The organism is Pedococcus sp. P5_B7, from assembly GCF_054049895.1.
This window is the reverse complement of record NZ_JBFULM010000002.1, coordinates 365,859-379,442: the sequence shown is the minus strand read 5'-3', so window position 1 is coordinate 379,442 and position 13,584 is coordinate 365,859. Positions and strand designations below refer to the sequence as shown.

Here is a 13,584-nt window from a genome sequence, read left to right as displayed (position 1 = left end):
CGGGTGAACAAGGACGAGGGTGGGCCCGGAAGTGACTAGGGTCACGCTTGTGTTCATTGAGTTCTGCGCGCGACGGCCCGTCGTGCGACGGGCCGGCGTGCGGCATCGCCCGGTATGCCGGTGAGCGCACCTCGGTGGCTCACCGCACCGGGGCGGTGGAGCGTGGCAGCGCAGACCTTCGCGCTGCAGGTGCTGGTCGCCCTCCTCGTGGTCGGGGTGGGCACCGCGGCGGCCTATGCGCAGGCGCAGCGGGCCGGCACGCAGGAGGCGACGGCGCGGGCTACCGCGGTCGCGGAGACGGTCGCGAGCACGCCGTCGGTGGTCGCGGGCGTGCGCAGTGGCGCTCCCGGGCCGGCCCTGCAGGAGTTCGCGGAGGACGTCCGGCGCGAGACCCGCACCGACTTCGTGGTCGTGATGAGCCCAACGGGAGTCCGCTACACCCACCCCGACCCGGCCCAGATCGGTGGCCAGTTCCTCGGGCACATCGCCGCCGCCCAGGCCGGCGGCACGGTGGTGGAGGACTACACCGGCACGCTGGGGGCCTCCCGGCGGGTCGTCGTCCCCGTCACCGACGGGTCTCAGACGGTCGTGGGGCTGGTCGCCGTCGGGATCCGGAAGTCCGCCGTGAGCGAGCGGCTCCGCAGCCAGCTGCCCGCGCTGCTGCTGGCGGGGCTGGCGGCTGCCCTGCTGTCCGGGCTCGGCACCGCCCTGGTGAGCCGTCGCATCCGCCGCCAGACCCACGGTCTCGGCGAGCGGCAGCTGCGCGAGATGGTCGAGTACTACGACGCGGTGCTGCACGCCGTGACCGAGGGCCTCCTGCTCACCGACCTCGACGGTCGGCTGCGGCTCGCGAACGACGAGGCCGTGCGCCTGCTGGGGCTGCCCGACGACGCCCGCGGTCGACCCGTCGGTGAGCTCGGGCTGTCCGCACCGCTGGTGGCCGCCCTCACGGACGCCTCGCCTCGGGAGGACGAGCTCCACGTGACGTCGGCCCGGGTGCTGGTGCTCAACAAGGCCCGGGCCCAGTGGGACGGACGGGCCCTGGGGTTCGTCGCGACGGTGCGCGACCGCACCGACCTCGAGCACCTCACCGGCGAGCTCGACTCGGCCCGTGGCCTCACCGAGGCGCTGCGCTCGCAGGCCCACGAGTCGTCGAACCGCCTGCACGCCATCGTGTCGCTCATCGAGCTGGGCCACCCCGAGCGGGCGCTGGCCTTCGCCACCGACGAGCTCCAGGTCTCGCAGCGCCTCACCGACAGCGTGGTCGGCTCGGAGGGCGAGCCGGCGCTGACGGCGCTGCTCCTCGGCAAGGCCGCGCAGGCGGCCGAGCGTGGCATCGACTTCCGCATCGCCGAGGACGCCACCTGGCCCCAGGACACGACGCCCGTCCGCGACGTCGTGACGATCGTCGGCAACCTCATCGACAACGCGTTCGACGCGGTGACCGCGGAGTCGGGCGAGCGCCGGGTCGAGGTCTCGTCACGGGTCGACGGCGACCACGTGGTGCTCAGCGTGGTCGACTCCGGCCCGGGCCTTCCTCCCGACGCCGTCGACCAGGCGTTCCGCCGGGGGTTCTCGACCAAGGAGCAGGGCAGTGCCGGCCGCCGGGGGATCGGCCTGGCGCTGGTGGCGCAGTCGGTCGCCCGGCTCGGCGGGCAGATGGAGGTCTCCGGACCGCCCGGTGCCCGGTTCACGGTGCGGCTGCCGGTGGAGTCGAGGACGCATGCCTGACCGTGCCGCGCCCTCGACCGACGCGAGTGCGACGACGTTCCGGGTCCTCGTGGTCGAGGACGAGCCGGTCGCGCTGGAGGCCCACGCGGCATACGTCGAACGCGTCCCCGGCTTCGCCGTCGCGGCGACGGCCGCCACGAGCCACGAGGCGCTGCGCGCACTCCAGTCGACCCAGGTCGACGTCGTGCTCCTCGACATGAACCTGCCCGACCGGCACGGGCTCGACGTCATCCGCGCGATGCGGGCCGGCGGCCACCGGGCCGACGTCATCGCCGTGACGTCCGCCCGCGACCTCGACGTCGTCCGCGCCGCAGTGTCGCTGGGCGTCGTGCAGTACCTCCTCAAGCCGTTCGTCTTTGCCACTCTGCGCGACCGCCTCGAGGCCTACCGCGCCTACCGGGCCCAGCTCGGCGACAGCCAGCAGCTGTCCACGCAGGCCGAGGTCGACCGCCTCGTGGCAGGGGTGCGCACCAGCACCCCTGTGGCGCTGCCCAAGGGGATGGGTGCGGACCTGCTCGCGAAGGTCACCCGTGCACTGCGCGAGGCCGGTGCCGGCCTGTCCGCGAGCGAGCTCGGCGAGGCGCTCGGCGTCAGCCGCGTGACGGCGCGCCGGTATGCCGAGTACCTCTCGGACAGTCGACTCGCCGAGCGCTCGCAGCGGTATGCCGGGGCCGGACGCCCCGAGGTCGAGTACCGCTGGGTGGACTGACCGCACCCCCACTTCTGGCCAGGGGTGGTGCACCTGCTGCGGAAAGGAGGGGGTCGGTGCGGCACGGGTGGCCCGAAGTCGGATGGGTCCGCCGGGGAGTCAGCCGTCGAGGGCCTTGAGCAGGGCGACGTTGAACGACACCGCGTCCCGGTCGCCGTCTCCGGCCGCCCAGCCCGCCTCCATCGCCGTGTGCACGTAGGTCCAGGCGAGGGCCTCGTCCTCGGCGATCCCCGCTGCCTCGCAACAGATCTCGAGCCGTCGGCGCACGAGGTAGCGGAACGCCGAGCCGGTCCCGAGCTCGTCCGTGCGGTTGCGCAACAGGGGCTGGACCTCGAACCCGGGGTGCCCGGCCATGGCGTGCGGGTCGATGGCCAGCCAGTCGGGCCGGCCCGATCCGGGCCGGCTGGCCAGCACGTTCCGGTAGTGCAGGTCGGTGTGGACGAGGGTGGCGTCGCACCGGTCGTCCGCGGTGAGGTCGCGCACCAGCGTCGCCGTCCGCTCGAGCATGCGTCGCGGCAGCGCGCCGTCGGCTGCCTCGAGTCGGGCGAGCTGCTCGCGGGCGCAGGTGGACAGCCGGCGCAGTCCCGCCGGAGCAGGCACGTGCAGCTGGCGCAGCAGCTCGCCGACGACCGTGCAGGCGGTGTCGACGTCGACCGAGTGCAGGTCGCGGGCCGGGTCGAGCGCCTCGAGCAGCAGGGCGCTGCGGCCCGGGTCCGCGGCGACGAGGCGGACTGCTCCACGGCCGTCCCAGTGCCGCAGCACCAGTGGCTCGTCGCGCGCCTCGATGTGCGGCCACACCAGCTTGAGGGCCAGCTGCTCGCCGTCCCGTCGCACCGGCACGACGACCGCGGTCCAGCCGGTGCGACCGACGCCCAGGGGCTCGAGGCCCCAGTCGTCGAGCACGTCGGCCAGCAACCGGGGGAGCCGGGCCGCCCAGTCGGCGCCCGACGGCCCTCCGACGCCGCCATCCCGCATCGAGAAGCGGTGGACGAACGTGCGGAACTCGTCGGGGACGAGCTCGACCACGTCTTCGGGTCGGGTCACGAGAGGCCGGGGAAGGCGGCCAGCTGCACACCCCAGCGCGACCCGAGCACCTCGGTGTCGGCGAGCCACTGCACGAGGGCGCCGAGTGGGCCGAGGTCGCCGCTGGTGGAGCCGAGGTCACGCGCCACCGAGGCGCGCAGGTCGGTCAGCACCCGGGCGGCGAGCCGGCGCGCGGCGGCCGGCGTGGTCACGGCGAACGGCAGGGGGTAGCCCAGGGCCGCCGGACCAGCCGAGGCGCCGGCCAGGGACTCCTGCTCGCTCTCCCGCGACTGGAGCGTCGCGAGGGTGGCCAGGGCGAGGGTTCGCTGGGCGCCCGTGGGGGACTGCGCTGCCACCACCTCGAACGCGTAGACGGCGGCCCGCGTGCTCTCGAGGTACGACGCCGCGAGTGACGGGGCCGACCAGGTCGGCTCGGGCCACGTGGCGGGGGCGCCGAGGAGGATCGTCGCGGCGGCCCGCTGGGCCAGCACACTGCCGACGAGCGGGACCGCGCTCGAGGGCACCCTGGCGAGGGAGGCGATGGCCGTCGGCCCCAGGTCGCTGGCCTCCTGCGCGGCGAGGGCCTTCGGGCCCAGCACGGGTGAGGTGCCGCTGCCCGTGGCCGGGCCCGTGGTGGAGGCCCCGGTCGTCGGTGCGGTGCTGGTCGTGGCCCCCGGCGTGGGGGTGGTCGAGGGAGCCGTGGCGTCGTCCAGCACTTTCTGCGGCACCCCGAGCCGCAGCAGCTCGGACTGGAGGACGGCCACCTGGCGCCGGTGCAGCCCGGCCAGCCTGGCCGGCAGGCCGGTGGCCGGCCCGCCCAGGCTCGTGGCGCGCTCGGCGAGGTCGTCGGAGTGCCGCCACAGCGCGATGAGGAACGCCTCACCGGAGATGGGGGCACGGGTCGGGATGAGGGGGACCCTCGGCGCGTCGTCCTCGAGCCGGATCCCGCACGCCGCCAACGACATCGCCGCGACCGATCCGAGGGCCAGGCCGACGCCCGCGGTGAGGACGCCGCGCCGCGTGGGGCACGGCGGCATACCGGGGTCGACCTGTGGCATGCGCCGATCATGGCATGCCGACCGGTGCGGGCATGCGGCCCACTCGGGGCGCCGATAGAGTGGCGGTGCACGACCACCAGAACTTCAGAGAGGACGAGTCAGTGAGCGTCAAAGAACAGATTCGTCCCGCCGTCGAGGCGCCATTGGGCGACCTCGGGCTGCTGGTCGAGGACGTCGCCGTGACCCCCGCAGGCAAGCGCCGCCTCGTCCGCATCTGGATCGACCGGGTCCTCCAGGACACCGGTGACACGACCTCCGTCACGCCCCCGCTCACGCTCGACGAGGTGGCCGACGCCACCCGAGCGGTGAGTGACGCGCTCGACGAGACGGGAGCGATGGGGGAGCAGCCCTACACCCTCGAGGTGGGGTCGCCCGGCATCGACCGACCGCTGACCGAGCCCCGGCACTTCCGCCGCAACGTCTCGCGGCTGGTCACGCTCACCCTCGTCGAGGGTGCGCCGGTCACGGCCCGCATCACCGCCGCAGGCGACTCCGGGGTCACCCTCGAGGTGCCGGCCACCAAGAAGGAGCCCGCCCGGTCCATCCACGTCGCGTATGCCGACGTGTCCCGGGCCGTGGTGCAGGTCGAGTTCTCGCGGCCCTCCGACCGCGCCGACGAGCACCGCGACGACCAGACCGACGACCTCGACCACGACGAGAACGACGACCTCGACCACGACGAGAACGACGACGACGACGCCGACCACGGCGTCGATCCCGCTGAGGAGCACTGACATGGACATCGACCTGGCCGCACTGAGGGCCCTCGAGAGGGAGCGCGACATCTCCCTCGACATCCTCATCCCCGCCATCGAGCAGGCCCTCCTCGTCGCCTACCACCGCACCGACGGCGCCTACCGCAACTCCCGCGTCGAGCTCGACCGCAAGTCCGGGCACGTCGTGGTCTGGGCCAAGGAGGAGATCGAGCAGCCCGAGCCGCAGCCGAGCGAGTCCGAGGACGACGACTCCGACACGCCTCCGGCACCGGTCGAGCGCGCACCGCGGGAGTACGGCCCCGAGTTCGACGACACCCCGACGGGCTTCGGCCGCATCGCGGCCGCCACCGCGCGGCAGGTCATCGTGCAGCGCCTGCGAGACCTCGAGGACGACGCGATCATGGGCGACTTCAAGGGTCGCGAGGGCGACGTCGTCGCCGGCGTCATCCAGCAGAGCCCGGACCCGCGGGTCGTCACCGTCGACTTCGGCACCGTCGAGGGCATCCTGCCGCTGGCCGAGCAGGTGCCGGGGGAGCGCTACATCCACGGTGAGCGCCTGCGCTGTTTCGTCGTCTCCGTGCGGCGCGGCCCCAAGGGGCCGCAGATCGGGCTCTCCCGCACCCACCCCAACCTCGTGCGCAAGCTCTTCGCCCTCGAGGTCCCCGAGATCGCCGACGGCTCGGTCGAGATCGCGGCGCTGGCCCGCGAGGCCGGGCACCGCACCAAGATCGCGGTCCACTCCAAGGTCGCCGGCCTCAACGCCAAGGGCGCCTGCATCGGGCCGATGGGTGCCCGCGTGCGCGCCGTCATGACCGAGCTGCACGGCGAGAAGATCGACATCGTCGACTACTCCGACGACCCGCGCACCTTCGTGGCAGCCGCGTTGTCGCCCTCGCGGGTGCAGTCCGTGACGATCGTCGACCAGACGCTACGGTCGGCCCGCGTGGTCGTGCCCGACTACCAGCTCTCGCTGGCCATCGGCAAGGAGGGCCAGAACGCCCGCCTGGCGGCCAAGCTGACCGGTTGGCGGATCGACATCCGGCCGGACACCGCGCCCGTCGACACCCCCCGCGCCACCCCTGTCGAGGCCCCCGCCAGCAGTGCTGGTGACGCCGCCGAGCGGCAGTAGGGGCTAGACTGGTGGGGACCGACCGGACTGGACTCCGGCCAGCGGCATCGAGCACGACCATCCACACCTCGCACGGGCAACCGACCCGGACGTGTGTGGGGTGCCGCAGGACGGATAGCCGGTCGGCACTCCTGCGAGTGGTCGCGGAGACGGATGAGGCCGGAGTGATCCGGCTGAGCCCCGACCCGCGGCGTTGCCTGCCGGGGCGCGGCGCTTGGCTGCACCCCACGGGTGACTGTCTCGAGCAGGCCCTGCGCCGCCGGGCGTTCGGTCGTGCGCTGCGTGTCGGCGCCGCTCCGGATCCGGCGGCGGTCACGGCATACGTCGAGGGCCTGGACCAGACCACGAGCTAGGCAGTGTCACGCAAGGCAATCCCCCTCCTCCAGAGGGGACCGTCCGCTTCCATGGGCGCCGTCCATGGAAGCAGCTATGTCCATCGAACCGAGATTGGGTTTGACGCTGATGAGCATCCGATGAGAACTCAGCAATGAGCTCCAACCAGCTTTAACGACGGTCCGCGCCTGTCACCTGACTGCGGACCAGGAACAGGAGAAACGTGGCCAAGGTCCGTGTAAGCGCGCTCGCCAAAGAGCTCGGCACCGACAGCAAGACGCTGATCGCCCACCTCAACAGCATTGGCGAGTACGTCAAGACCGCCAGCTCGACCATTGAGGCACCCGTCGTCCGCAAGGCGACGGAGACCTTCCCGGAGGACCTGAAGAAGGCCCCCGCCAAGAAGGCAGCCGCCAAGCCCGCCGGGCCGTCCGCCCCGGCGGCCCCGACCGCAGCCAAGACTGCCGAGCCCAGCGCACCTGCGCCGGCCCCGGCTGCTGCCCCCGAGGCGCCTGCTGCTCCCGCAGCAGCGCCCACCCCTGCGCCGGCTCCCGCAGCCGCCGCCCCGGCCGCGCCCGCCGCAGCCGCGCCCGCCGCACCGGCTCCCGCTGCTCCGGCCGCTCCCGAGGCCCCCGCGGCCCGGGCAGACGTCCAGTCCGCGCGTGACGGTGGTCAGCAGGGCCCCGGCGTGCCGGCGTCCCCGCGGCCCGGCAACGCGCCCCGTCCCGGTGCCTCGGCACCTCGTCCCGGCGCCCCGCGCCCGGGCAACAACCCGTTCGCCCCCAGCCAGGGCATGCGCACCGGTCGCGACGGCGGCCCGGCCGCTCGTGAAGGCGCGCCCCGTGAAGGCGCGCCCCGTGAAGGTGGCGCCCGTGAGGGTGGCGGCCGCGAGGGTGGCGCCCGTCCGGGCAACAACCCGTTCGCGCCCAGCCAGGGCATGCCCCGTCCCCAGAGCCGTCCCGGCGCAGCCGGTCCGCGCCCGGGTGGCACGGCCGGCCCCGGTGGACCGCGTCCGGCCGGTGCCCGTCCCAGCCCCGGCATGATGCCCGACCGCAGTGCGGTCGGTCGTCCCGGTGACCGTCCCGCCCGTGGTGGCGCGCGTGGCCCCGGTGGCCCCGGCGGTGCCGGTGCCGGTCGTGGCCCGGGTGGTCCCGGTGGCCCCGGCGGTGGCGGCGGCTTCGCCGGTCGCCCCGGTGGCGGTGGCTTCCGCGGTGGCGCCGGTCGCGGTTCGACCGCAGGTGCCTTCGGCCGCGGTGGTGGCCGTCCCGTGCGCGGACGCAAGTCCAAGCGTGCGAAGCGCCAGGAGTTCGAGCAGATGCAGGCTCCGTCGCTGGGTGGCGTCACCGTCCCCCGCGGCAACGGCACGACCCTCATCCGGGTCCGCCGCGGCTCGTCGCTGAGCGACTTCGCCGACAAGATCAACGCCAACCCCGGTGCCCTCGTGACGGTGCTCTTCCACCTCGGCGAGATGGCCACGGCCACGCAGTCGCTGGATGAGGACACCTTCAAGCTGCTCGGCGCCGAGCTCGGCTACGACATCCAGGTCGTCTCCCCCGAGGAGGAGGAGAAGGAGCTGTTCGACGCCTTCAACATCGACCTGGAGACGGGCATCGAGGGCGAGGACGACGAGGACCTGGAGGCGCGTCCGCCGGTCGTGACCGTCATGGGTCACGTCGACCACGGTAAGACGCGACTGCTCGACGCGATCCGCAACGAGGACGTCGCCGGTGGCGAGTCCGGTGGCATCACCCAGCACATCGGTGCCTACCAGGTGCACAAGCTGCACGAGGGCGTCGACCGTCCGATCACCTTCATCGACACCCCGGGTCACGAGGCGTTCACCGCCATGCGTGCCCGTGGTGCCAAGGTGACCGACATCGCGATCCTCGTGGTCGCGGCCGACGACGGCGTCATGCCGCAGACCATCGAGGCGCTCAACCACGCCCAGGCTGCGGACGTGCCGATCGTGGTGGCGGTCAACAAGATCGACGTCGAGGGTGCGAACCCGGCCAAGGTGCGCCAGCAGCTGACCGAGTACAACCTGGTCGCCGAGGAGTACGGCGGCGAGACGATGTTCGTCGACGTGTCGGCCAAGGCCGGCCAGAACATCGACGCTCTGCTCGAGGCCGTCCTGCTCACCGCCGACGCTGCGCTCGACCTGCGCGCCAACGCCGACCGCGACGCCCGCGGTGTCGCGATCGAGGCCAACCTCGACCGTGGCCGTGGCGCCACGGCCACGGTGCTGGTCCAGGCCGGCACGCTCCACGTCGGTGACGCCATCGTCACGGGTTCGGCCTACGGCCGCGTCCGCGCGATGCTCGACGAGCACGGCAACAACCTCACCGAGGCGGGTCCGTCCCGGCCGGTGCAGGTGCTGGGGCTGTCCTCGGTGCCGCGCGCCGGTGACACCTTCGTGGTGGCACCGGACGACCGCACGGCCCGCCAGATCGCCGAGCGCCGCGAGTCTGCGGATCGTCAGGCCTCGCTGGCCAAGGCCCGCAAGCGCATCTCGCTCGAGGACCTCACCGAGGCCCTCGCAGCAGGCAAGGTCGAGACCCTCAACCTCATCCTCAAGGGTGACGTGTCCGGTTCCGTCGAAGCCCTCGAGGACGCGCTGCTGCAGATCGACGTCGGTGACGAGGTCGACCTGCGGATCATCGACCGTGGCGTCGGTGCGATCACGATGAACAACATCAACCTGGCCATGGCGTCCAGCGCGGTGATCATCGGGTTCAACGTCCGGGCCGAGGGTCAGAACGCCGACTACGCCGAGCGCGAGGGCGTCGAGATCCGCTACTACTCGGTGATCTACCAGGCCATCGAGGAGATCGAGGCAGCCCTCAAGGGCATGCTCAAGCCGGAGTTCGAGGAGGTGGAGCTCGGCACCGCCGAGATCCGCGAGATCTTCCGCTCCAGCAAGTTCGGCAACATCGCCGGATCGATCGTCCGCAGCGGCGAGATCAAGCGCGGCACCCGTGCGCGGATCACCCGCAACGGCGTGGTCGTGTCGGAGAACATCGAGATCGCCGGTCTGCGCCGGTTCAAGGACGACGTCACCGAGGTCCGCGAGGGCTTCGAGTGCGGTATCAACCTGGGATCGTTCAACGACCTCCAGATCGGTGACCTCATCGCGACGTCCGAGATGCGCGAGAAGCCGCGCGACTGATGCGTATGCGGTGCGGCCGGGGCAGAGCCTCGGCCGCACCGCGCACTCGTCCCCACCGGCTTCGCCGGTGTACCACCACCCTCTGCAGCAGCAAGGAGTCCTCGCATGGCTGACGCCGGACGTGCCCGCAAGATCGCCGACCGCATCAAGACCCTGATCGCCGCGAACCTCGAGTCGATCGTCAAGGACCCTGACCTGGGCTTCGTCACCATCACCGACGTGCGCGTGACCGGTGACCTGCAGCACGCCTCGGTCTTCTACACCGTGTTCGGTGACGAGACCCAGCGCGCCAAGACCGCGGCCCTCCTGGAGAAGAACAAGGGTCGGCTGCGCTCGTTCGTCGGCGGGCAGATCCAGATCCGGCTGACGCCGAGCCTGGACTTCTTCGCCGACGCCATCCCCGAGACCGCCGCCCACCTCGAGGACCTGCTCCGCGAGGCCAAGGAGCGCGACGAGGCCGTCGCGGCCGCGGCTGCGGGAGCCACCTACGCCGGCGAGGCGGACCCCTACCGCAAGCCCGAACCCGAGGACGACGACCTCGACGGGGTTGCGGAGGTCGACGCCTCGACCGACGCCGGCACCGACGGCTCGCAGGACTCCGGCGCGGATGCCCGCTCCTGACGGCCTGCTCGTCGTGGACAAGCCGTCCGGCTGGACCAGCCACGACGTGGTCGGTCGGGCCCGGCGTCTCTGCGCGACCCGCAAGGTCGGCCACGCCGGCACGCTCGACCCGATGGCCACCGGGGTCCTCGTCCTGGGCATCGGCCGCGCCACCCGCCTGTTGACCTTCCTGGTGGGGTCCGACAAGGACTACACCGCCACCATCCGGCTCGGGCAGACGACCATCACCGACGACGCCGAGGGTGAAGTCACCGCGGCGGTCGCCGCCGACGGCATCAGCACGGGCCGTCTCGAGGCAGCCGTGCGCGAGCTCACCGGCGACCTCCAACAGGTCCCGAGCTCGGTGTCGGCGATCAAGGTCAAGGGGGAGCGGTCCTACCACCGCGTCCGGGCCGGCGAGGAGGTCGACCTCCCGCCCCGACCGGTCACGGTCAGCCGGTTCGAGGTCCTGACGACCCGCGAGGGCGACGTGGACGGCATACCCGTGCTCGACGTCGACGTCGAGGTGACGGTGAGCTCCGGCACCTACGTGCGGGCGCTGGCGCGCGACCTCGGCACCGCGCTCGGAGTGGGCGGCCACCTCACCGCCCTGCGGCGCACGCGGGTCGGCGCGTTCACCCTCGACCGGGCCCACGGCCTCGAGGCGCTGGGCGAGGTGGGTGACCCGGACCAGATCCCGGTCACGCCCCTGGCCGACGCCGCCCGGGCGCAGTTCGCCGTCCGCGAGCTCACCACCGAGGAGACCACCGCCGTGGGCTACGGCCAGCGGGTGGAGTCGGCCCAGCAGGGCCGCACCGAGCCGGTCGCCGCCTTCGCCCCGGACGGCCGGCTGGTCGCGATGCTCGACGAGACGGGTCACCTCGCCAAGGCCTACGTCGTGTTCGCCCCGGCCGGTTCGTAGAGTGTCCTCCGTGCACCGCTGGACCGACCCCGCCGCGACCCCTGCTGGTCTGCGCCCCTGTGTGGCCACCTTCGGCAACTTCGACGGCGTCCACCTCGGCCACCGGGCCGTGCTGGCGCGGCTCGTCACCGAGGCGACCGAGCGCGGCGTGCCGAGCGTCGCCGTCACCTTCGACCCCCACCCGGCCACGATCTTCCACCCCGACACCCTCGAGCTGATCTCGCCCGGGCGGCTGCGTGACGAGGTGCTCGCCACGACCGGCATCGACGGGCTGCTCGTGCTCGACTTCACCGAGGAGTTCGCCCAGCAGACCGCCGAGGAGTTCATCGTCCACACCTTCGTCGAGACCCTCGGCGTGCGGGCGATCGTGGTCGGCGAGGACGCCCGCGGGTTCGGCCGCGGCTACACCGGTGACGTCGGCACCCTCGCCGCCCTCGGTGAGGCCCACGGTTTCGACGTCATCGTGCTGGAGGACCTGGGCAACGGCGAGCGGTGGTCGTCCTCCGCCGTCCGCCGCCACCTCGCCGCCGGCGAGATCGCGGAGGCCTCGGCCATCCTCGGGCGGCCGCACCGCATGACCGGCACCGTCGTGCACGGTGCCCACCGCGGGCGCGAGCTCGGCTACCCGACCGCCAACCTCTCGCCCGACTCGCTGGGGCTGGTGCCCGCCGACGGTGTGTATGCCGGGTGGCTCACCCGCGTCGCCAAGGCCGAGGACGACCCCGAGCGCACCCTGCCCGCAGCCATCTCGGTCGGCACCAACCCGACCTTCGACGGCACCCTGCGGACCGTCGAGGCCTACGTCCTGGACCGCACCGACCTCGACCTCTACGACGAGGAGGTCACCGTCGAGTTCGTCCACCGGATCCGGCCGACGCTGCGCTTCGACTCGATCGAGCAGCTGCTCGAGGCGATGGCCGGGGACATCACCACGTGCCGACAGGTCCTGGCCTCGATCGTCCCGTCCTGACCCGGTCCCGCCACGGCGGGCTGTGGGCCAGGGCGAGCGGTGGCGCTGCGCGGTGGTCGCGCAGCGACTGGGGACTGGTCGTGGCCGCGCTGGGCCTGTCGCTGATCGGTGCCCTCCTCGTCTACTCGGCGACCCGCCACCAGAGCGGCACCGCCTACCTCGCCAGGCACCTGTTCAACACGGCGGTGGGGGTGGCGCTCGCCGCGGCCGTGACCCGCACCGGCTACCAGTGGCTGCGTGCCGCCGCGCCGCTGCTCTACCTCGTCTCCGTGGCGGGCCTGGTGCTCGTGCTCACGCCCGTCGGCTCGACCGTCAACGGCTCGCACTCGTGGATCCTGCTGCCGGGCGGTTTCTCCGTGCAGCCCTCGGAGCTCGCCAAAGCCGCGCTGTGCCTCGGGCTGGCGATCATCCTGGGCGAGCGGATCGACCGGCAGGCGCAGCCGGACGCGCGTGACCTGCTGCTGGCCGTCCTGGTGGCCGCCGTGCCGATCGGGCTGGTCATGCTCCAGCCCGACCTGGGCTCCGCCCTGGTGCTGGGCGCGCTCGCGTTCGGCGTGGTGGCCGTGGCCGGCACGCCCAAGCGCTGGCTGGCCGCAGCCGTGGCGCTCCTGGCCGCGGGGGTGGTCGTCGCCCTCACCACACCGCTGCTGAGCGACTACCAGCGCGACCGCCTCACGGCGTTCGCCGACCCCCAGGCCGACCCGCAGGGGATCGGCTACCAGACCCGCCAGGTGCGCATCGCGATCGGGTCGGGCGGGTGGCAGGGACAGGGGCTCTTCGAGGGTCGGCAGACCCAGGGCGGCTTCATCCCCTTCCAGCAGACCGACTTCGTCTTCTCGGTGGCGGGTGAGGAGCTCGGGTTCCTCGGCGCCGCCGGCCTCCTGCTCCTGCTCGGCTTCGTGGTGCTCCGCGCGGTGCTCGTGGCCGCCCGGGCCCAGGACGCCTTCGGACGGCTGATGGCGTCGGGGGTGGCCGTCTGGTTCCTGTTCCAGGTCTTCGAGAACGTCGGCATGAACCTCGGGATCATGCCGGTCACGGGTCTGCCCCTGCCGTTCCTGTCCTACGGGGGGTCCGCCATGTTCGCGTGCTGGCTGGCCATCGGGCTGGTCAACAACGTCCACCTGGCCGCGCGGCGTCGCTGACCGTTCGGGGCCGATACGAGGACGTCCAACCTTTTGGCCACAATCGTGCTCGTTCACCCCCACTGCCTGCCGGTGCGTGGCACTA

The 13,584-nt window shown here is 72.9% G+C and carries 12 protein-coding genes; 10 read left to right on the top strand and 2 right to left on the bottom strand.

Annotated elements, in window-relative coordinates; genetic code table 11:
• Positions 1-162: 162 nt before the first annotated feature.
• Together ACXJKD_RS04610 and ACXJKD_RS04605 are read left to right on the top strand one after the other, a co-directional pair.
• Positions 163-1,731, top strand: a complete 1,569-nt coding sequence (locus tag ACXJKD_RS04610; RefSeq protein WP_457253249.1) for a sensor histidine kinase — start codon at positions 163-165, stop codon at positions 1,729-1,731.
• Complete coding sequence (locus ACXJKD_RS04605; protein ID WP_457253247.1) at positions 1,724-2,440, top strand: response regulator; 717 nt, start codon at positions 1,724-1,726, stop codon at positions 2,438-2,440. The genes ACXJKD_RS04610 and ACXJKD_RS04605 overlap by 8 nt, the downstream gene beginning before the upstream one ends.
• 99 nt (positions 2,441-2,539) lie before the next feature.
• On the opposite strand, the gene ACXJKD_RS04600 is transcribed toward ACXJKD_RS04605, so the two are convergent.
• On the bottom strand, positions 2,540-3,484 hold the full coding sequence (locus tag ACXJKD_RS04600) for an aminoglycoside phosphotransferase family protein (protein ID WP_457253246.1): 945 nt from the start codon (positions 3,482-3,484) through the stop codon (positions 2,540-2,542).
• Positions 3,481-4,521: a DUF4439 domain-containing protein gene (locus tag ACXJKD_RS04595; RefSeq protein ID WP_457253244.1), complete on the bottom strand. Its 1,041-nt coding sequence runs from the start codon at positions 4,519-4,521 to the stop codon at positions 3,481-3,483. Before ACXJKD_RS04595 ends, ACXJKD_RS04600 begins: the two co-directional genes overlap by 4 nt.
• A gap of 101 nt (positions 4,522-4,622) precedes the next feature.
• On the opposite strand from ACXJKD_RS04595, the gene rimP reads away from it, so the two are divergent.
• The 8 genes from rimP (at position 4,623) to rodA (ending at position 13,499) form a co-directional block, all read left to right on the top strand.
• Complete coding sequence (gene rimP / locus ACXJKD_RS04590) at positions 4,623-5,255, top strand: ribosome maturation factor RimP (RefSeq protein ID WP_457253243.1); 633 nt, start codon at positions 4,623-4,625, stop codon at positions 5,253-5,255.
• A gap of 1 nt (position 5,256) precedes the next feature.
• On the top strand, positions 5,257-6,366 hold the full coding sequence (nusA, locus tag ACXJKD_RS04585) for a transcription termination factor NusA (RefSeq protein ID WP_457253241.1): 1,110 nt from the start codon (positions 5,257-5,259) through the stop codon (positions 6,364-6,366).
• A gap of 11 nt (positions 6,367-6,377) precedes the next feature.
• Positions 6,378-6,719: a YlxR family protein gene (locus tag ACXJKD_RS04580; protein ID WP_457253240.1), complete on the top strand. Its 342-nt coding sequence runs from the start codon at positions 6,378-6,380 to the stop codon at positions 6,717-6,719.
• A 203-nt stretch (positions 6,720-6,922) separates the two neighbouring features.
• Positions 6,923-9,865 carry a translation initiation factor IF-2 gene (infB, locus tag ACXJKD_RS04575; RefSeq protein WP_457253239.1) on the top strand — a complete coding sequence of 981 codons (2,943 nt, stop codon included), beginning with the start codon at positions 6,923-6,925 and terminating at the stop codon, positions 9,863-9,865.
• Positions 9,866-9,970: 105 nt separating this feature from the next.
• A complete protein-coding gene (gene rbfA, locus ACXJKD_RS04570; RefSeq protein WP_457253238.1) occupies positions 9,971-10,486 on the top strand; it encodes a 30S ribosome-binding factor RbfA in 516 nt (171 codons plus the stop codon).
• Positions 10,473-11,387: a tRNA pseudouridine(55) synthase TruB gene (gene truB, locus ACXJKD_RS04565; RefSeq protein WP_457253237.1), complete on the top strand. Its 915-nt coding sequence runs from the start codon at positions 10,473-10,475 to the stop codon at positions 11,385-11,387. The genes rbfA and truB overlap by 14 nt, the downstream gene beginning before the upstream one ends.
• A gap of 10 nt (positions 11,388-11,397) precedes the next feature.
• Positions 11,398-12,357 (top strand): bifunctional riboflavin kinase/FAD synthetase, encoded by a 960-nt coding sequence (locus tag ACXJKD_RS04560; protein ID WP_457253236.1) that lies wholly within the window; start codon positions 11,398-11,400, stop codon positions 12,355-12,357.
• Positions 12,321-13,499 (top strand): rod shape-determining protein RodA, encoded by a 1,179-nt coding sequence (gene rodA / locus ACXJKD_RS04555; protein WP_457253235.1) that lies wholly within the window; start codon positions 12,321-12,323, stop codon positions 13,497-13,499. Before ACXJKD_RS04560 ends, rodA begins: the two co-directional genes overlap by 37 nt.
• Positions 13,500-13,584 lie beyond the last annotated feature (85 nt).

Bases quoted from the DNA above. Each gene is read 5' to 3' on its own strand.
- truB (WP_457253237.1), top strand. From the start codon at position 10,473: ATGCCCGCTCCTGACGGCCTGCTCGTCGTGGACAAGCCGTCCGGCTGG.
- ACXJKD_RS04595 (WP_457253244.1), bottom strand. From the start codon at position 4,521: ATGCCACAGGTCGACCCCGGTATGCCGCCGTGCCCCACGCGGCGCGGC.
- ACXJKD_RS04605 (WP_457253247.1), top strand. From the start codon at position 1,724: ATGCCTGACCGTGCCGCGCCCTCGACCGACGCGAGTGCGACGACGTTC.
- rbfA (WP_457253238.1), top strand. From the start codon at position 9,971: ATGGCTGACGCCGGACGTGCCCGCAAGATCGCCGACCGCATCAAGACC.
- nusA (WP_457253241.1), top strand. From the start codon at position 5,257: ATGGACATCGACCTGGCCGCACTGAGGGCCCTCGAGAGGGAGCGCGAC.